Origin of the sequence: Bradyrhizobium sp. I1.14.4 (genome assembly GCF_050435825.1) — a bacterium.
GTDB lineage: Bacteria > Pseudomonadota > Alphaproteobacteria > Rhizobiales > Xanthobacteraceae > Bradyrhizobium.
In genome coordinates this window covers 426,768-444,834 of sequence record NZ_JBNDLA010000004.1, presented here as the reverse complement: position 1 = coordinate 444,834, position 18,067 = coordinate 426,768, and the positions used below count along the sequence as shown (strand labels likewise).

20 protein-coding genes are annotated in these 18,067 nt (G+C 63.4%); 5 read left to right on the top strand and 15 right to left on the bottom strand.

Annotated elements, in window-relative coordinates; genetic code table 11:
* The first annotated feature begins 65 nt into the window (after nucleotides 1-65).
* Nucleotides 66-1,277 (top strand): cytochrome P450, encoded by a 1,212-nt coding sequence (locus ABIB78_RS11915; protein WP_429024430.1) that lies wholly within the window; start codon nucleotides 66-68, stop codon nucleotides 1,275-1,277.
* A gap of 81 nt (nucleotides 1,278-1,358) precedes the next feature.
* On the opposite strand, the gene ABIB78_RS11910 is transcribed toward ABIB78_RS11915, so the two are convergent.
* On the bottom strand, nucleotides 1,359-2,171 hold the full coding sequence (locus tag ABIB78_RS11910) for a response regulator (protein WP_016847263.1): 813 nt from the start codon (nucleotides 2,169-2,171) through the stop codon (nucleotides 1,359-1,361).
* 282 nt (nucleotides 2,172-2,453) lie between these two features.
* On the opposite strand from ABIB78_RS11910, the gene ABIB78_RS11905 reads away from it, so the two are divergent.
* Nucleotides 2,454-2,657 (top strand): NepR family anti-sigma factor, encoded by a 204-nt coding sequence (locus ABIB78_RS11905; RefSeq protein WP_018269610.1) that lies wholly within the window; start codon nucleotides 2,454-2,456, stop codon nucleotides 2,655-2,657.
* Nucleotides 2,657-3,205, top strand: a complete 549-nt coding sequence (locus ABIB78_RS11900; RefSeq protein WP_016847265.1) for a sigma-70 family RNA polymerase sigma factor — start codon at nucleotides 2,657-2,659, stop codon at nucleotides 3,203-3,205. The genes ABIB78_RS11905 and ABIB78_RS11900 overlap by 1 nt, the downstream gene beginning before the upstream one ends.
* 108 nt (nucleotides 3,206-3,313) lie before the next feature.
* Here ABIB78_RS11900 and ABIB78_RS11895 read toward each other — a convergent pair whose 3' ends face one another.
* A complete protein-coding gene (locus ABIB78_RS11895; RefSeq protein ID WP_429024428.1) occupies nucleotides 3,314-6,223 on the bottom strand; it encodes an EAL domain-containing protein in 2,910 nt (969 codons plus the stop codon).
* Nucleotides 6,224-6,441: 218 nt separating this feature from the next.
* Here ABIB78_RS11895 and ABIB78_RS11890 point away from each other — a divergent pair, with 218 nt between their 5' ends.
* Nucleotides 6,442-6,807, top strand: coding sequence for a methylamine utilization protein (locus ABIB78_RS11890; RefSeq protein ID WP_429024426.1), 366 nt, complete (start codon nucleotides 6,442-6,444; stop codon nucleotides 6,805-6,807).
* Nucleotides 6,808-6,828: 21 nt separating this feature from the next.
* Here the strand turns inward: ABIB78_RS11890 and ABIB78_RS11885 are convergent, their stop codons facing one another.
* On the bottom strand, nucleotides 6,829-7,812 hold the full coding sequence (locus ABIB78_RS11885; RefSeq protein ID WP_429024424.1) for a hypothetical protein: 984 nt from the start codon (nucleotides 7,810-7,812) through the stop codon (nucleotides 6,829-6,831).
* A 310-nt stretch (nucleotides 7,813-8,122) separates the two neighbouring features.
* On the opposite strand from ABIB78_RS11885, the gene ABIB78_RS11880 reads away from it, so the two are divergent.
* Nucleotides 8,123-8,284, top strand: a complete 162-nt coding sequence (locus tag ABIB78_RS11880) for a hypothetical protein (RefSeq protein ID WP_429024423.1) — start codon at nucleotides 8,123-8,125, stop codon at nucleotides 8,282-8,284.
* A gap of 32 nt (nucleotides 8,285-8,316) precedes the next feature.
* On the opposite strand, the gene ABIB78_RS11875 is transcribed toward ABIB78_RS11880, so the two are convergent.
* From ABIB78_RS11875 to ABIB78_RS11820, 12 genes are all read right to left on the bottom strand, one after another.
* On the bottom strand, nucleotides 8,317-9,345 hold the full coding sequence (locus tag ABIB78_RS11875; RefSeq protein ID WP_429024421.1) for a cytochrome-c peroxidase: 1,029 nt from the start codon (nucleotides 9,343-9,345) through the stop codon (nucleotides 8,317-8,319).
* Between the two features lie 201 nt (nucleotides 9,346-9,546).
* Entirely contained in the window at nucleotides 9,547-11,208 is a 1,662-nt protein-coding gene (locus tag ABIB78_RS11870; protein WP_429024420.1) for a CHASE domain-containing protein, read from the bottom strand.
* Nucleotides 11,209-11,527: 319 nt separating this feature from the next.
* Nucleotides 11,528-12,175 carry an urease accessory protein UreG gene (ureG, locus tag ABIB78_RS11865; RefSeq protein WP_429024419.1) on the bottom strand — a complete coding sequence of 216 codons (648 nt, stop codon included), beginning with the start codon at nucleotides 12,173-12,175 and terminating at the stop codon, nucleotides 11,528-11,530.
* 155 nt (nucleotides 12,176-12,330) lie between these two features.
* Entirely contained in the window at nucleotides 12,331-13,068 is a 738-nt protein-coding gene (locus tag ABIB78_RS11860) for an urease accessory protein UreF (protein WP_429024520.1), read from the bottom strand.
* Nucleotides 13,049-13,690, bottom strand: a complete 642-nt coding sequence (locus ABIB78_RS11855) for an urease accessory protein UreE (RefSeq protein WP_429024417.1) — start codon at nucleotides 13,688-13,690, stop codon at nucleotides 13,049-13,051. Before ABIB78_RS11855 ends, ABIB78_RS11860 begins: the two co-directional genes overlap by 20 nt.
* Before the next feature lie 21 nt (nucleotides 13,691-13,711).
* On the bottom strand, nucleotides 13,712-14,011 hold the full coding sequence (locus ABIB78_RS11850) for a putative quinol monooxygenase (RefSeq protein WP_429024416.1): 300 nt from the start codon (nucleotides 14,009-14,011) through the stop codon (nucleotides 13,712-13,714).
* A 24-nt stretch (nucleotides 14,012-14,035) separates the two neighbouring features.
* Nucleotides 14,036-14,335: a putative quinol monooxygenase gene (locus ABIB78_RS11845; RefSeq protein ID WP_024581875.1), complete on the bottom strand. Its 300-nt coding sequence runs from the start codon at nucleotides 14,333-14,335 to the stop codon at nucleotides 14,036-14,038.
* A 105-nt stretch (nucleotides 14,336-14,440) separates the two neighbouring features.
* Entirely contained in the window at nucleotides 14,441-16,156 is a 1,716-nt protein-coding gene (ureC, locus tag ABIB78_RS11840) for an urease subunit alpha (protein ID WP_429024415.1), read from the bottom strand.
* A gap of 1 nt (nucleotide 16,157) precedes the next feature.
* Nucleotides 16,158-16,712, bottom strand: a complete 555-nt coding sequence (locus ABIB78_RS11835) for an HD domain-containing protein (RefSeq protein WP_429024413.1) — start codon at nucleotides 16,710-16,712, stop codon at nucleotides 16,158-16,160.
* Nucleotides 16,713-16,878: 166 nt separating this feature from the next.
* On the bottom strand, nucleotides 16,879-17,334 hold the full coding sequence (locus ABIB78_RS11830) for an endonuclease domain-containing protein (protein ID WP_429024411.1): 456 nt from the start codon (nucleotides 17,332-17,334) through the stop codon (nucleotides 16,879-16,881).
* Nucleotides 17,335-17,434: 100 nt separating this feature from the next.
* Complete coding sequence (locus ABIB78_RS11825) at nucleotides 17,435-17,740, bottom strand: urease subunit beta (protein ID WP_016847280.1); 306 nt, start codon at nucleotides 17,738-17,740, stop codon at nucleotides 17,435-17,437.
* A 9-nt stretch (nucleotides 17,741-17,749) separates the two neighbouring features.
* Nucleotides 17,750-18,052, bottom strand: a complete 303-nt coding sequence (locus ABIB78_RS11820) for an urease subunit gamma (RefSeq protein WP_028334687.1) — start codon at nucleotides 18,050-18,052, stop codon at nucleotides 17,750-17,752.
* Nucleotides 18,053-18,067 lie beyond the last annotated feature (15 nt).

Here is an 18,067-nt window from a genome sequence, read left to right as displayed (position 1 = left end):
GCTCTCCCTTGCCATATCCTAGTTAATTGACTATGGTCAATTAACTAGGAAGCGGGAGGATCCGAATGAGCAGCCCTGTGAGCCCCCTTGCCGGTGCGGTCGTCCGCAGCGATTTCGATCCATTCAGCCCGGCGACGCGGGCCGATCCCTACGTCACCTATGCGGCGCTACGTGCCGCGGCACCTCTCATTCGCCTGACCAGATATGACATCTGGGCGGTGCCGCGCTTTGCCGAGGTCAAGACGATCTTCGGAGACCACGTCAATTTCAGCAACGCCGGCGGCGCGGGGCTTGCCAACCACTTCAAGGAAAAGCCATGGCGACCGCCGAGCATCGTGCTGGAAGCCGATCCGCCCCTACACACCCGGACTCGCGCGGTGCTGGCGCGAATTCTCTCGCCCGGTGCGATGCGACGGCTCGCGGATGATTTCAAGGCAATGGCGACCCGGCTGATCGACGGGCTGGTCGAGCGCGGATCGTTCGACGCGATCAAGGACATCGCGGAGGTGTTTCCGGTCAGCGTGTTTCCCGACGCGCTCGGCATCGACCAGGAGGGCCGCGAGAACTTCCTGACCTATGGCGCGATGGTGTTCGCCGGCTTCGGGCCCGAGAACGACTATTTTCGCGATCTGATGCAGCAGGCGCCACACGTGCTGCCCTGGGTCGCTGCGCGCTGTCAGCGGGAGGCGCTGCGCCCGGGCAGCTTTGGCGCGCAGGTCTACGAGGCGTCCGACGCCGGCGAGATCAGCACGGAGGAAGCTCCGCTGCTGGTGCGCTCACTGCTCTCGGCCGGGCTCGACACCACGATCAGCGCGATCGGCATGGCGCTGTACACGCTCGCGCGCCATCCCGAGCAATGGTCATTGCTTGCAGCCGATCCGTCGCTGTCGCGCGCGGCGTTCGACGAGACGCTGCGCTTCGATTCACCGGCACCGTTCGTGTTTCGCACCACGCCGCATGACACCGAGATCGCCGGCGTGAAGATCGGCAAGCACGAGAAAGTGCTTCTGCTGCTCGCTTCCGCCAATCGCGACGAGACGCGCTGGGAGCATGCCGACCAGTTCGATGTCAGGCGGCGGCTGTCCGGACACATGGGTTTCGGAGTCGGCATCCATGGCTGCGTCGGGCAGATGGTGGCGCGGCTGGAGGCGGAGGCCGTGATCGCAGCGCTCGCCAGCCGCGTGAGGCAGTTCGACATTGCAGGCCCCGTCGCCTTCCGCGACAGCTCGGGCCTGCGGGCGCTCAGCACGATGCCGGTCCGCGTCACACGCAGGTAACTTCGATATCGAAGCCGTCCGCAAGAAAAAGCCGGCGCACCTTTCGGTACGCCGGGATTTTGCCCGCTTATGTAGTTCAGGTCATGCCGATGCCGCGCGCGGCGTGCGGTTGCGCGAGTTGCGCTGGAAGAACAGCGCCTGGCTCGCCACCGCCGACACCATCGCCGGCTGGAACGGCTTTGAGATCAGGAACGCCGGCTCCGGCCGCTCGCCGGTCAGGAAGCGTTCGGGATAGGCCGTGATGAACACCACCGGCACCTCGAAGGTCCGCAGCAGTTCGTTCACCGCATCGAGGCCTGATGATCCGTCGGCGAGCTGGATGTCGGCGAGGATCAGGCCCGGCTTCTTGTTCTTGGCGAGCGCCACCGCATCGGAATGGGTGCGCGCAACACCGATGACGTTGTGGCCGAGATTCTTCACCAGGCTCTCGAGGTCCATGGCGATGAAGGTCTCGTCCTCGATGATCAAGACGTCGGTCGCGATCTCGGCGGCCATCTCGCGGCCGGCGGCATCCGTGAGCTTGCGCGTCTCGGCAATATCGGTGCCGAGAATGTAGCCGACCTCTTCCTCCGAAAAGCCTTCCAGCGAAAGCAGCAGGAACGCCTGGCGCGGCAGCGGCGTGATGTTGGAGAGCCGGCGCTCCGGCGGCAGCGACAGCGTCGCCACGTCGGCATTGTCGTTGTTGTTCACCGACACCGAATTCCAGATCTGGGTGAACAGTCGAAACAGGCCCGCGCGCGGCCCGTGTGTCTGATCCAGCAACGATCCGTCCTGCAACAGGGCCTCGAGCATGGCCCCGACATAGGCGTCCCCCGACGCCTGGTTTCCGGTCAGTGCGCGAGCGTAACGGCGCAACAGCGGAAGGTGTTCGGCAACGATCTGCGATCGGGACATTCCCACTCCATCCTTGTTCTTAGGCCTCGCGACCTGAAACCCGTGATCTGGGGGCGGCAGAATCCAGCGTACAGAATCCAGTTCTGGGGCGACCCCGGTTCCCCTGCAGCCCGATTACGCGCGAAAGCCGGAAAAGTTCCACGAAATAGTTCCAGCCTCTCGGAACTTTCTGCGCAACTTTGCATTAGCTCGTGACCGACGAGGCAACGCGGCCAGCCTCTTTTTTCGAGGAAACGACTTGAAAATCAGAGACTTAACTCCCGGGGAAGCGTGGATCACATCATGAAGGAAGTAAAGAAGCAGGGCGGTCTCAACGCCGAGATTCAATCCAGAATCGGCCACCAGCTTCGCGCCATGTACGATGACGTGGTGCGACAAGGTGTACCCGACCGCTTTGCGGAGCTGATCCGCAAACTCGACGGGCCGGAGGCTGCGGCGGCGGCCGTCGCCGGGGGCGATACCGACAAGAACAATGGAGGGGACTAATGCCTCTCACGAATGAACTTCGCGACGATATCCTTGCGTCGGTCCCGAGCCTGCGCGCGTTCGCGATCTCGCTGTCCGGCAATGGTGACCGCGCCGACGATCTGGTGCAGGAGACCCTGCTGCGCGCGATCGCCAACATCGATTCGTTCCAGCCCGGCTCGAACCTGCCCGCGTGGCTGTTCACCATCCTGCGCAACCTGTTTCGCTCCGATTACCGGAAGCGGCGGCGCGAGGTGGAGGACGCCGAGGGCAACTATGCCAAGACGCTGAAGAGCCAGCCGTCGCAGGCGGCGCATCTGGAGTTCGAGGAATTCCGCGCCGCCCTCGAAAAGCTGCCGCAGGACCAGCGCGAGGCGTTGATCCTGGTCGGTGCCTCCGGCTTCTCCTACGAGGATGCTGCGGCGATCTGCGGCTGTGCCGTCGGCACCATCAAGAGCCGCGTCAACCGCGCGCGATCGAAGCTCTCCGCGCTGCTTTATGTCGACAGCGCCGAGGATTTCGGTCCCGACAACACCGTGCGCGCCGTGATCGGCGGCAATGGCGGCTAGACAAGCGCAATGCCCAAATGAAAAGGCGGCCCGATCGGGCCGCCTTTTTTTATTGAAAGAACAGGTCAGGTTGACGCGAACTACGCTCCCGCCGCTTTGTGCTGGGGCTTAGCTGGCCATCGCCTTTTTGACAGCGGGCGGCTTGAAGCCGTTTCTCAATTCGAGAATCTTGGCCGCGATTTCGGTGACCGGGACCGGATGACTGAACAGGAAACCCTGGGCCTCGTTGCAGCCCTCGGCCCGCATGTGATTCAGCTGCTCAACGGTCTCGATGCCCTCTGCGATCGTGGTCATGCCAAGGCTTCTGCCGAGGCTGATGACGGCACGCACGATCGATTTCGATCCATGCGTCGCGGTCGCGTCGCGCACGAAGGACTTGTCGATCTTGAGCTTGTCGAACGGGAAGCTGCGCAGATAGCTCAGCGAGGAATAGCCGGTACCGAAATCGTCCAGTGCGATGTGCAGTCCCTGCGCTTTCAGTTTGTGCAGCGTTGCAAGCGTCTCGTTGCTGTTCGCCAGGAAGACGGACTCGGTGATTTCGAGTTCCAGCCGGTGCGGCGACAATTTTGACGCCACGAGCGCGCCGGCAACGACGTCGATGAAGTCTGGATCACGAAACTGGACCGCGGAAACGTTGACCGCGAGCTTCATCTCGCTGGGCCAGGTGACGGCTTGCTCGCAGGCACGATTGAGCACCCATTCTCCCAGCGGACAAATCAGACCGATCTCTTCGGCGATCGAGATGAACTGGTCCGGCGGCACCAGTCCGCGCTTGGGATGATGCCAGCGCAGCAGCGCCTCGAAGCCGCAGATGCGGTCGAGATGGAGATCGTAGAGCGGCTGGTAGAACAGCGAGAACTCGTCCTTGGCCATCGCCTCGCGAAGGTCGAGCTCGATTGCCCGGCGGCGCTGCAGGCTGGCGTCCATCGCAGGCTCGAAGAACCGCCAGGTGCCCCGGCCTTCCATCTTGGCGCGGTACAAGGCGACGTCGGCGTTCTTCAGGAGCTTCTCGCCCGTGGTGCCATCGCCCGGCGACATTGAGATGCCGACGCTGCATCCGACGACGACGCGATGCCCGTTCAGCTCGTATGGAGCGCCGACGCATTCCACGATGCGGCGAGCGAGGCGTTCGGCCTCGTCTGCGCTGTGGACGCCGCATTGGATGACCGCAAACTCATCGCCCCCCAAACGCGCGACGGTGTCGATCTCACGGACGCAGGCATTGAGCCGATCCGCAACCGCGCACAGCAGCTCGTCGCCCACCGGATGCCCGAGCGTGTCGTTGACCTGCTTGAAATTATCGAGGTCGAGGCAGAACACGGCGAAGCCAAGTCCGCGACCGACCTGTGCAACCGCCAGCTCGATCCGCTCGGCCAGCAACGTCCGGTTCGGCAGCTTGGTCAAGGCGTCGTGCCGAGCCATGAACGCGATCTGCGATTCGGCCCGCTGTTGTTCAGTGACATCCTCGCAGGTGACGAGCCAGCCGCCGTCGGAAGTCGGCCGTTGCGCGATGGCAATGATCCGTCCATCGCTGAGATGCTGCAGATAGTTGCCGTCGTGCTGGGCCATCGATCGCTCGCGTTCCGCCAGCAGATCGGCGACGGTCCGGTCGTCATGATTGCCGGCAGCGACGCTCAGGTCGAGCACGTCCTCCATGGTCATTCCGGGAACGACGAGCTCCGGCGAAATATCGAAGATCTCGCAGAACCGGCGGTTGGCGACCTGCAGCCGCGCCTCGCTGTTGTAGAGGCACAGCCCTTGCGACATGTGCGTGAGCGCCGCATCGAGCCGCAGATTGGTCTCATGCAGCTGCGCCTTCTGCTGCTTCAGCGCGGAGATGTCGCTGTAGACGAGGACGACGCCGCCCTCCTGCGTCTCGCTCCGGCTGACGCGCAGCCAGCGCCCGTCGGACAGCTGCGCCTCGCTCGCGAACCCATCGAAGTCACCTTCGGCGGGCGAGAGCCTGGCGGCATCGAGCCGATCCGACTGCAGCAGCTGCGGCGAGAGCCGGATGAATTCACTTGCGCGCGAGTTGGCCAGCGCGACCTGGCCGTCCGCATCGAGCAGCACGACGCCTTCACGCGACGTTTCAAGCGCATCTGAAAGCCGCGCCTGCGCGGAGCGACGTTGCGACACCTCCTGATTGACCATCCGCCTGATGTTGTCGCGCATGGTCTCCATGGCGGTCAGCAGCGTGCCAAGCTCGTCGGTGCCGCCCTTGGGGACGGTTGCGTCGAGGTCGCCGCCGGCGATACTGCGCGCGGCCCTCGACGCGATGGCGACCGGCCCGATAATCCGGCGCGCCAACAACCACGAAAACAGCGCCGACAGGAACAGCGCGATGGTCAGCCCGGCCACGTTGAGCTGCAGGTCCCGCTTGATCGTCGAGAGTGCCTTTTGGCGGAACAGAAAGCCGTCGCCGGCCGTATAGTTGACCAGCAGCTCAACCTGCTGGCTGACGATCCTGGAGTAGCGATCGACGTCGCCGACCGTGGTGCCCGATGCATGCGGATCGGCCGCCGAGTTTCCCTCGAGCGAAGATCCGATCGCACGGCGATGCAGCGTCATCCAGGCGTCGGCGGCTTCCTGAACCTTCGCGACAGCTTGCGCGGCCCGCGAGGACTGCGACCGATCGGCTGCGATCGCCAGATCTTCCGAGAGTGTCTTCGCAAGCTTTTCGATCTGGCTGTCGAGGCCGGCACGGATCTCCGGATCCGTGGTCAGCAGGCGCTGCGACGAGGCGACCCGCATCGAGGCAAAGTCTGCGCCGGCCGCACGGGCGTAATTGATCGACATCAGGGATTCGTCGAACGTCTTGGCCACCAGATCGCCGGCGTGGCGGATGCCAAGGATGGAGTATCCGCCGAGGGCGACGGCAACGGCGCTCATCGCAAGGCAAAAAATCAGTATCTGGGTGCGGATCGAGCCCGTCGTCAGGGCAAGACGCGACAGGCGGCCGGTTGCGAACCGAAAGGCCGCACCGCTTTTCACCTTGAGGTTGCCAAATAGGCTGTCCATGCCCGCGTTTCGCCGTAGTGCTCGATACTCAAGCTACGCACAAACGCGCAGCGCTGCGGTAAATTACTGTCTGCTCAAAATTGCATTAGTAGTGACTGGAACTCATGCTGAAATCGTTAAGATCAGCCGGCGATAATCACCGTTACAGGCAATCCGGGAGGCACCACTTGCCCCTGGGATAGCCGATGTTGGGTGTTCGAGGTTCAAGCGGGGTTCTCATGCAGTCAGGCTTGTTGCGCGCCTTGCGCCTGGGGCAGTTCGGCCATGTGCCATTTGCAGCGGCGATTGTCACGGGAGCATTTGCCGGGGCCGCTCTGGGTGCCAGTCCCTACGTCATTTCGCAGCAGGATCGTGAATTCAAACCCGCTGAAATCTCGATCAAGCGCGGCGAGGTTTTACGGTTCATTAACGATGATGGCGAGCTGCTGCATCACGCTTATTTGAGCACCGATACGTTCAGTTTCGATTCGGGTGACCAGCAGCCGGGCAGCAAGTTCGACGTCACCTTTTCCGTGCCCGGCGACTACACCGTGTTGTGCGGCATTCATCCGAAGATGAAGCTCGCCGTCCGCGTCGCCAAATAGCGCCGCGCAGGCGGCGACGATCTACAGGACCGACGTCTTGAAGATCGCAGCGTGACCGAAATAGTAGACGAACAACGTCAGCGACAGCGCGGCACAGAGCGCGACCGGGGCAAGCCATGCCGCGCGACGATCGCGCGGCAAGACCTTGTTGTCGGCGGCAATCGCAAGCAGGACGGCGATGATCGCCGAATGTCCGATCGTGTCGATCTTGCCGAATTCGAAACAGGCGCTGATGAACATCCCCGTCAGCACCGCAGCGGCGCAGCGCCGGATCAAAGGCGTCCAGATCAAGGCAAAGGCCAGCGTGAATTCGACCATGCCGGCGGCGCGCATGAAGAACTCACTGTCGAAGCCGAGCGTCATCGAGGCATGCTCGATCAGGAGCGGGAAGCTCCATTCCGGATAGGCCCATTTTTCAATCGAGGCCCACATCAACGTCACCGCAGCGGCATACCGCATCACATCGATCGGCCGGATTCCGAACAGATCCTTGTTCAGCCCGATGAGCGCAAAATAGGCGGCCACGCCGAGAAAAATCGGGTAGTCCGCGAGATGGAAGATGCCGTAGCCGCGGACACCGATCCCGAACAGGATCACCATCCCCGCGGCCGACAGCGGCAGCGTACGCCGCGACAGCATCCCGGCAGCGATGGCAAGTTGCAACGCGCCGACCAGCGGCGATGACGTCTTCAACTCCGGCGTCAGCAGGATCCCGCCGACGGCCCAGACCGAGATGAAGAAGAACGCGCAGACGGCGCGCATCATCAATTCGGTGCGCAGCCGCAGTCCCGCGGTAATGCGGTCCAGCACCCGGATCGTGGCATCGCCGAGCGACGTGGGCTCGATCAGGCAGCCCGCAAACAGCCAGAAGACGGCGACGCCGAGCAGCAGCTCAAAGTCGAGGCAAAGGACATTCCCGAGCCCGCGCGGCTGGCCGGCGACGTCGTAGGCGCAGAACCATTTGACATGCGCCTCGGCACTGCGCGCGGCTACGATGCAAAACAACACCGCTGCAAGGCACGTGGCAAAAAAGGAGCGCACAGCCGAGCCGGCATCTCGCGCCCGTCCAGTAAACATTGAACCAACCGCCCACACACACTTAAGGACTTGTTTAACTTATATCAAATTTTACGCTTTACGCCTGCCCGTGACATCTCTTGGTTGCATCGTGGTTAATCGTGGCAGGCGCGCCCCAGGCTGTCTCTTAGTGCAGTCTTTCCAGCTGGTTCCATCGAATTTTAGCTAATTCCGGCATCGGAGCTCAATTCAACTGTCGTAGTGAAACCCGGACAAATCGGATCGGGAGGCCGGTTAAATGTTCGGAGCGTTGAGCATCATAAGTATTGGGGTGGGGTCGGCCCTCGCCTACGTCACGAAATCATCTCCGTCGCGCACGGCGACCCTCGAGACTTGCGCCGGCGCGTTCCTGATCGTCGGGCTTGGCCTCCTGGGCGCCGCGCTGCCGCATCTCGCCTGACGAGCCTTGTCCGAAACAGCCTTCGGCCGTGCTCAGCGCGGCAGTTTGGGCACCCCCGCCACCGGCGGGGCCGTGGCGGTCAGGGTTTGCAGGAAGGCGATCAGGTCCTCCTTCTCGCCTGCCGTCAGAGACAACGGCTTGATGTCGGGCGACCGGCTCGGCCGTTCGATCCCGCCCCTGTTGTAGAGCTCGATGACATCTTCCAGCGTTGCAACCGATCCGTCGTGCATATAGGGCGCACGGCGGGCAACGTCGCGCAATGTCGGGGTCTTGAAGGCATATTTCAGCTTCGCCGAGGTCGGAAAGAAACGGCCGCGCCCCACGTCATGGCCCTTGGCGGTGCCGATATCCTGGAAGGATCCGTCGGAGAGGGACGGGCCACTGTGGCAGGACGAACAACGTCCCTTGCCGTTGAAAAGCTCAAAGCCGTGCCGGGCCGATGCGCTGATCGCGGTATCGTCGCCCTTGACCCAGCGGTCGAACGGCGCCTCGCCTGCAATGATGGAGCGCTCGAAGGTCGCCAGCGACGCCTCGATCCTCGGGCGCGTGATCGCGCCGTCTCCGAAGGCTTGAGCGAACGCATCGACATAGCCGGGGATCGCCGAGAGACGCGCGATCAATTCCGGCTCGGTCATGTTCAGGTTCGCCGGACTGAGGATCGGCCCGAACGCGACGGATTCGAGATCCCTGAACTTGCCGTCCCATCCCAGCGGCTCGAAGAAGGCCACATCGATCAGCGTCGGCGAGCGGATCGGCAGGCCTTTCGGATCCTCTCCGATGGCGCGCGGAAGCCCGTCGGCCCATGAAAGGCTTGGCCTGTGGCAGCTCGCGCAGGCGTGCGTCTTGGACCTCGACAGCAGCGGATCGAAGAACAGCATCTGCCCAAGCGTGGATTTTGCCTTCGAATAGGGATTGCTGCTCGGGAAGGGAACGACATCCGGCCGGCGGTAGCTGGCACGAATTGTCGCAGGGTCGCCGGGCGCCGTCGCCGGGGTCAAGGCAAGCGACAGCCCTACCGGCAAAACTGCCGCGAGCAAGGTCAGGCTGACCCAAAGCCTCATCGGGGTCCTCGAACGGTATCCTGCTCACGGTATGCCTAAGCATGATCAACGAAGTTTTAACGGTCGGTTGCGGGTTATTACGGATGCCGGGGTCGGTCACACATTCGGTCACACATAATGCCAGCATGCCAGCGCGCGTTCGCGCGAGCTTGATTTCGATCAATCCGCGCAGCAAGAGGGTCGCACAACCTGAGGCAGCCGCTATTTCTTCCCCGGGCGCACCGGCGCTGAGAACTGCTCGGTGCGGTCGCGCTCGCTCATGTCGACCACGGTGTCCATCGGCGCGGTCAGTTCGTAGACATAGGAGACATCGGTGAAGTAGCGCTTCGCGGTGCCACCGAGCGCCTCGGGCGCGACCCGGTCGAGCAGGATCAGGCCGAAATCACTGTCGGCCCGCCGCGTCGCCTGGCTGGTGTTGAACTCCTCCCAGCGGAAATGGAAAACCGTGTCCGCATTGTCGCCGACGACCTCCCAATTGGCGACGATGTGCGGATGCTTGCCGACCAGCGACAGCCCTTCGTCGGAGTGCGAGGCGAGCTCGAAGAACAGCAGCGACAGCGATTGCGCGGCGCGGGCGCTGACGGTGATATCGGGACCGTTCACCGCGATCCGGTCGGCATGCGGGATCGAACGGGACTCGAACAGGCCCTTCAATTTGACGCCCTGCCACTGGCTCTCGCTGAGCAACGTGACGACGTTCGACATCGCGTGGATGCGCCCGATCAAGAGCTCGCGTGCGACGTCGATGTCGGCGCCGTGCCGCAGCGTGCGGGTCACGATCGACTGGATCACCGCCAGGATGTTCTTGACCCGATGGTTGAGCTCGTCGATCACCGCGGTCAGCCGGCGCTCGAAGCCGATCCGGACCTCGATCTCGCGGCTGAGGCGCAGATTGTTGTACGCGACATAGCCGAACAGTCCGCAGACGATGCCGGTCAGCGCGAGGCCAATCGCCGCGACGATGGTCGCGGTCTGCTGCGCACGCACGGTGGCGTTGCTCTTGGCGTAATAGTCGAGCGACCAATCACGGCCACCGAAGGTCACCGTCCGGACCATCGACGGAAGCGGGCCGTCCTGGCGCACCGCGCGCGAGGTGACGATGCCCTGCTCGTTGGCGGTGAACTCGTCGTTGGAATCGCGCGGATCCTTCAATGCCACTGCGAACAGCGAGGAATCGTCGTTGGTCAGCATCAGCGACGACAGCTCGTAGGAGAACGTGATGAAGCCGGCCGGCTCGGACGCGCCCTCCTGGAACACCGGCGCGGCGAGCACGACCCCGACCGGACCGTTCTGCCGCAACAGCGGCACCGGGTCCGAGGCCACCGGCTTGGCGTTTGCCATCGCCCGCGCCAGCATCGGACCAACCACCGAGTGGCGGTCGAAGGCGCGGCCCGGGATGCTCAGGGTCTCCGGATTACGCGGCTCGACGTCCATCAGCACGTTGATCGGCTTGTCGAGCGCCTTGAGGTCGAGCGCCTGGTCGTCGAAATCCCGGATGGTCGGATTGGTGAAGCCGTTGGCCTTCAGCTCGGCCTCCGCCGCGGTGAGCTCGTTCGGCCTGAGCCGTGCGATCCAGGCGGCGACGACGAAGTCGGTCTTGAAGGCGTAGATCGCCGAGCGCAGCGGCTGCAGCATGTTGGCCTTCACCATCGACGGCGCCCGGAACAAGCCGGAGGCGACCCGTGCCAGCAGCTCGCGCTCGGTCAGGCGGTCCTGCACCAGACTGGCATGGACGTCGATCGCTCGCGCCAGCGCGATGCCGTCGATCGCGAGCTCCTGATCGTGCACCCGATAGGCGGCGAGACCGGAGAGCAGAACTCCGATCAGCGCAATCAACGCAACGATGAAGCCCAGTCGAACCACACGCTTACTCGGCAATCAGGGGGTGGCGAAAGGGGACGGTAGGCATCTGGCTTCTGCGGGGCGGCGACAAATCAGGATGCGATGAACGCCAGGCGCAAAGGAATATGGAATAGCGATCATCGGTACGCAACAGGAGCCGGTCGGCAACATTAACGACGACGCCACCCGGCGGTCTTTGGCGGCGCCAAAGGTTGCTAATCGTCAAAGTTGGAAATTGTTCCGGCGATTGCGCAGCTTTTTTGCGGCGGGGTGCCATGCGCACGTAAAGCTGGCGCGGCCTCCCCAACAGCGGAAGGCCGGGCGCCACAATGATTAACGGCTAGCCCGCTTTGGCCGTCTTGCTTGCGGCCTGCGACCGAAGACCGCCCTTGGTCTCGATGAAGCTGATGATGCGGTCGAGGCCGTCGCTCTTCTTCAGATTGGTCATCACAAAGGGCCGCTCGCCGCGCATCCGCCTGGCGTCGGTGTCCATCTTCTCGAGCGACGCACCGACATGAGGCGCGAGGTCGATCTTGTTGATCACCAGAAGGTCGGATCGCGTGATGCCGGGGCCGCCCTTGGAGGGGATCTTGTCGCCGGCGGCGACGTCGATGACGTAGATCGTCAGGTCGGCCAATTCCGGCGAGAAGGTCGCCGCCAGATTGTCGCCGCCGGATTCGATCAGGACCAGATCGAGATCAGGAAATTTCGCCCGCATGTCGGCGACGGCGGCGAGGTTCATCGAAGCATCCTCGCGGATCGCGGTGTGCGGGCAGCCGCCGGTCTCGACGCCGGCGATGCGGTCCGGCGTCAGCGAGCCGGAGCGCACCAGAAACTCGGCATCCCATTTGGTGTAGATGTCGTTGGTGATCGCGGCGATGTCGTAGCGTTCACGCATCGCCTTGCAGAGCAGGTCCATCAACGCGGTCTTGCCGGAGCCGACCGGACCGCCGACGCCGACCCGCAACGGGCCATGAGAAGTGGGCATGAGGCGATCTCTCCGTTATCGTCGTCCCGGCGCATGCCGGGACCCATTACCACCGAATTGAGTCGTTGCGCGAAGCTGGAGCCGCAGACTTGCATAACCACGAAGGCCGGTGGCCATGGGTCCCGGCTTTCGCCGGGACGACAGCGGAGAGTGCCTCATGACCGAAACAGCCTCGTGTACTGTGTCTCGTGACGCAGGCTTGCGAGATCGGCCCGAAAGGTCGCGCTGCCGAGATCGTCGAGCGAGGCCGCATTGGCCCGCGCTGCGATCGCGGCAACGACCGGCTCGAGATCGGCCAGCACGCGCTGGCTGTCGGTCTGCCCGAGCGGGATCAGCCGGCTGCCCGCGGAAATCCAGTTGGAGAGCACCGCATGCAGGAAGGCATGCAGCGATGGCGCAAGCCGAATGCCATGCGCAGCGCCGACCATGCCGACCGCGACCGGATAGACGATCGGGCCGTTGCAAGCCGTAACCATCGCGTCGAGACCGGGTGCACTCCAGGCGGCACGGGCAATCTCGATGAAGGCGCGCCCCTGCGTCGTGGTCTCGAGCTGCCGCTCGCGCGACGGCACGAAGGCCGCAGCAAGCTCGGCGATCTCCCTCAGCCCGGCGTGGTCGGGCTCCGACGCCGCGCGATGGGTCTGCGCGAGAAACACGGCGTCGCAGAATCCGCTGCCGTCGGTGAGCATCGCGCCGAGCCAGCTGCGCAGCGTCGCGGCGTCCGCGATGTCGCCGGCCTCGACCGCCCATTCGATGCCGCTGGAATAGGCGAACGCCCCGACCGGAAAGGACGGCGACAGCCACGTCATCAGCCGGTACAGCGCGGCCGCCTCGTCCTCCGCCATCCCGCCGCGCACCGCGGCGGGGTCAGGCTCATTTGGGGTCATGAGCATGGGAGTGGTCGTGGTGATGATGAGCATGCTCGCAATGTTCATCATGATGGTGGTGATCGTGGTCATGCCCGTGATCATGGTGATGACCATCACCGTGGTGATGACCATCACCGTGGTGACCATGATCGTGCGCACGGCTATGGGCATGATCGTGCCCGGTATGAGCATGCGCGTGCTCGTCGGCGTGCGCATGCTCAGCATAGGCACCGCCCTCGGGATCGAACGGGGCCTCGATCTCGATGACGCGGGCGCCGAGCCCCTTCACCATCGCCTCGATCACGTGATCGCGGCGGATGCGCAAACCCTTCGGCATGATCTGCGTCGGCAGGTGGCGATTGCCAAGATGCCAGGCTACCCGGATCAGATGATGCGGATCGCTGCCGCGGATCTCTGCGAGCGGCTCTGGAGCAGCGACCACCTCGACGAGGCGGCCGTCCGCCAGCACCAGCGCATCGCCGCCACGCAACGCGACGGCGTTTTCGAGATCAAGCAGGAATTCGAGCCCGCGCGTCCCTGATATCACCATCCGCCGCCGGTGCCGGTCGTCGAAATCGAGCACGACGGTGTCGGCGGCCGCTTCCTTCCAGCGGTGCTGTCCCAGAACGTTGGTTGCGCGGATCATCGAACCCTTCATGTTGACGCGTTAGAGCTTCTGGACCTTGGCGTCGCTGATGATCTCGATCACCGTCGGCCCCGTCTTCATCTCGGCGGAATATTCGCGCCACGCCTTCATGTGCGGCGCCTTGCTATGCGCGGTAAGGTCGTCGCGGGTTTCCCAGCGCTCGACGACCACATACAGATTGGGATCGTTGACACTGACATGGCCCTCGTAGGAGAGGCAGCCCTTCTCCTTGTGGGTCTCGGCGATACATGCCTTGTGCCCCTTGATGAAGTCGTCCTTGTTCTCCGGCTTCATCGGCGTGGTGGCAATGACATAGATCATGGAGTTCTCCCGTTCTTGTTCTTATTAGCGAACGTCGACCTTCTCGGGCGTGATCACCTCGATCTTTGGCGGCGCGGCCATGCACTTCACCGCGACCCGGCCGAACGTCTTCATGTGCTCGGCGGTGCGATGCGGCACCAATGCCTCGGCGTTCTCCCATTGCTCGACGAACACCATCTTGCTGTGGTCGGTGACGCTCTCATGGAGGTCGTAGGCGATGTTGCCGGGCTCCTTGCGGGTCTCCTTGATGCAGGCCGTCGCCGCAGCGATGAATTCGGCGCGGGTTTCGGGCTTGATGGTCAGCGTGGCAACGACGTAAATCACGGAAATTCCTCCCGGTTTTCTCTTTTGGCTTCAGATGCCTGGATGACCTTATAGAGAAGCGCGATCGGACGCAAAACCGGATTCCACTTTTGCTGATCGCGCTCGTTAGAACATAAAATAGCGCTGTGCCATGGGCAGCACCTCGGCCGGCGCGCAGGTCAGGAGTTCGCCGTCTGCGCGTACCTCATAGGTCTCGGGATCGACCTCGATCTCGGGCGTCGCGTCGTTGTGGATCATACTCTTCTTGGAGATTTTTCCACGGGTGTTCTGCACCGCGTAGAGTTTTTTGCTGATCCCGAGCTTGCGGGCGAGGCCGCCGGTGACCGCAGCCTTCGAGGTGAACACCACCGAGGACGCGGTGAGCGATTTGCCGAAGGCGGCAAACATCGGCTGGTAATGCACCGGCTGTGGCGTCGGGATCGAGGCGTTGGGATCGCCCATCGGCGCCGCCACGATCGAGCCGCCCTTGATGATGCAGTCGGGCTTGACGCCGAAGAATGCCGGCGACCACAGCACGAGATCGGCGAGTTTGCCCTTCTCGACCGAGCCGATCAGCTTCGACACGCCATGCGCGATCGCCGGGTTGATGGTGTATTTGGCGATATAGCGCTTGACGCGGAAATTGTCGTTGTCGTTGCCCTTGTCCTGCGGCAGGGCTCCGCGCTGCTTCTTCATCTTGTCGGCAGTCTGCCAGGTGCGAATGATCACCTCGCCGAGCCGGCCCATCGCCTGCGAATCCGACGACATCATCGAGAGTGCACCGAGGTCGTGCAGGATGTCCTCGGCGGCGATGGTCTCCTTGCGGATCCGGCTCTCGGCGAAAGCGAGGTCCTCGGCGATCGATGGATCGAGGTGATGGCATACCATCAGCATGTCGAGATGCTCGTCGATGGTGTTGCGGGTGAACGGACGGGTCGGATTGGTCGAGGACGGCAGCACGTTCTTCAGGCCGGCAATCTTGATGATATCGGGCGCGTGGCCGCCGCCGGCGCCCTCGGTGTGGAAGGCATGAATGGTGCGGCCCTTGAACGCCTTCACCGTATCCTCGACGAAGCCGGATTCGTTCAGCGTATCCGAATGCAACATCACCTGGACGTCGTAATCGTCAGCCACCGACAGACAGGTGTCGATCGCAGACGGCGTGGTGCCCCAATCCTCATGCAGCTTCAGCGCGCAGGCGCCGCCCTTGATCATCTCAACCAATGCCGCCGGGCGCGACGCATTGCCCTTGCCCGAAATGCCGAGATTGACCGGGAAGGCGTCGAACGACTGGATCATCCGCCCCATGTGCCACGGGCCGGGCGTGCAGGTGGTGGCGAATGTGCCGTGCGACGGACCGGTGCCGCCCCCTAACATCGAGGTGACGCCAGCCATCAGCGCGTGCTCGATCTGCTGCGGGCAGATGAAATGGATGTGGCTGTCGAATCCGCCCGCTGTGAGTATCTTGCCCTCGCCCGCGATCACGTCGGTGCCGGGGCCGATGATGATGGTGACGTTGGGCTGGATGTCCGGATTGCCTGCCTTGCCGATCGCGGCGATCATCCCCTCCTTGATCGCGACGTCGGCCTTTACGATGCCCCAATGATCGACGATCAGCGCGTTGGTGATGACGGTATCGGCGGCGCCTTGGGCGTTCGTCACCTGCGACTGCCCCATGCCGTCGCGGATCACCTTGCCGCCGCCGAACTTCACCTCCTCGCCATAGGTGGTGAGATCCTTCTCGACCTCGATGATCAGGTCGGTGTCCGCGAGCCGCACCTTGTCGCCGGTGGTCGGCCCGAACATGTCGGCATAGACGGATCGCTTGATCTTCACGGACATATCAGCCCCCAGTTTCAGCCAGCGCGGCCCTGGCGCGCGCAATGGTGTCGTCGAAAATGCGGTCGAGCCGCGGATTGATACCGCGGCAACCGGCAACGACCTTGTCGGCCCAGGCCGCATAGTCGGCGAGATCGTCGCGCTCGTCCTTGCCTGGATGCGGCACGATCCGGGCGCCGATATTGCTGACCTTGTCGGCGGTCTTGATCAGCTTTGCATCGGGCGATTTGTGCGGAGCGTCATCGATCTGCTTCTGCCGGCGTACGGGCTTCGAGAGGCTCATGTCGTCCGTGCATTCGACCACCAGCGAGGCAACGCGCTCGCTGAACTTTTGCGCGAGCTCTTCGCGCGTGGTCTCGGTGTCCTCGATGGTGTCGTGCAGCCAGCCGGCAGCTACCAGCTCCGCATCGGCGCCGTCAGTCACCTGCGCGAGCAGGTTCGCGACCTCGGCGAGATGGTTGATGTAGGGCTCACTCCCCCGCCCCTTGCGCGCCATCCCTTTGTGACGGCGCGCGGCAAGCTCGGCAGCTTCGGAGATCAGGCGGATCGCGGGAAGCATGGTTACGGCGCTCCCCTTTGATCGCGGTTGCAATTGGCGCGGGATCGCAAAATGACTTCGGTCAGCGCCCGAGGCTTACCCCTCTCCCCACCCCTCCCCCGCAAGGGGGGAGGGAGCCTGAGGAGCGTGCTCACCTCACGTCCCGTTGAAATTTCTCCATCTTGCGTCACGGCTTCTCCGCTCCATCGATGTCAGATGTGAGGGAGCCATTAGCGGAAGGGTTCCCTCCCCCCTTGCGGGGGAGGGTTAGGGAGAGGGGTGCCGCTTGCTCAGCCGCTTCCGCGATGCTGAGAACGACGCCCTCCAGATTTTTCATCACGTCATCATTAGTGAAACGAAGGACACGATAACCGCGGGACTTGAACCAACCATCCCGCCGTTTGTCGTGCCGGATGCGTTCCTCGAAATCATGGCTCTCGCCGTCGACTTCGACGATGAGCTTGCAAGAATGCGCGACGAAATCGGCGATGTAATTGCCAATCGGACTTTGTCGGCGAAAATTGAGGCCGGCGACGCGATCGGCCTTGAGATAACGCCACAGCAGTGTCTCCGCCCGCGTCATCGTGCGGCGGAGCTGCTTGGCGCGATCGCGCGCTACGTCGCTCACATGAGTATGCGGCATACCCCTCTCCCCACCCTCCCCCGCAAGGGGGGAGGGAGCCTGACGAAAGTGCTCACCTCACAATCGATCACAACCAAGGCCGCATCCGCGTCACGTAAGGTCACAGCTTCCCCTTCACCTCGGCACGGAAGCCGTGGATCACGCGCTTGCCGGCGAGTGCCACGAGCTGGACGTCGCGGGTCTGGCCGGGCTCGAAGCGAACGGCGGTGCCGGCGGCGATGTCGAGGCGCATGCCGCGGGCCTTCTTGCGGTCGAATTTCAGCGCCGGGTTGGTCTCGAAGAAGTGGTAGTGCGAGCCGACCTGGATCGGGCGGTCGCCGGTGTTGGCAACCGAGAGCGTCACGGTCTTGCGGCCGGCATTGAGCTCGATCTCGCCGTCCTTGATGAAGAGTTCGCCGGGGATCATGTCGCGCTCCTATCGGATCGGCTCGTGCACGGTGACGAGCTTGGTGCCGTCGGGGAATGTCGCCTCGACCTGGATGTCGTGGATCATCTCGGGAATGCCGTCCATCACCTGCGCGCGAGTCAGGACCTTCGCTCCCGCCTGCATCAGCTCGGCGACGGTGCGCCCGTCGCGTGCACCCTCGACGATGAAATCCGTGATCAACGCCACTGCTTCGGGATGGTTCAGCTTGACACCGCGCTCCAGCCTGCGGCGCGCCACCATGGCCGCCATCGAAACCAGCAGCTTGTCCTTTTCGCGGGGAGACAGATTCATGCGAGCACTCTGATC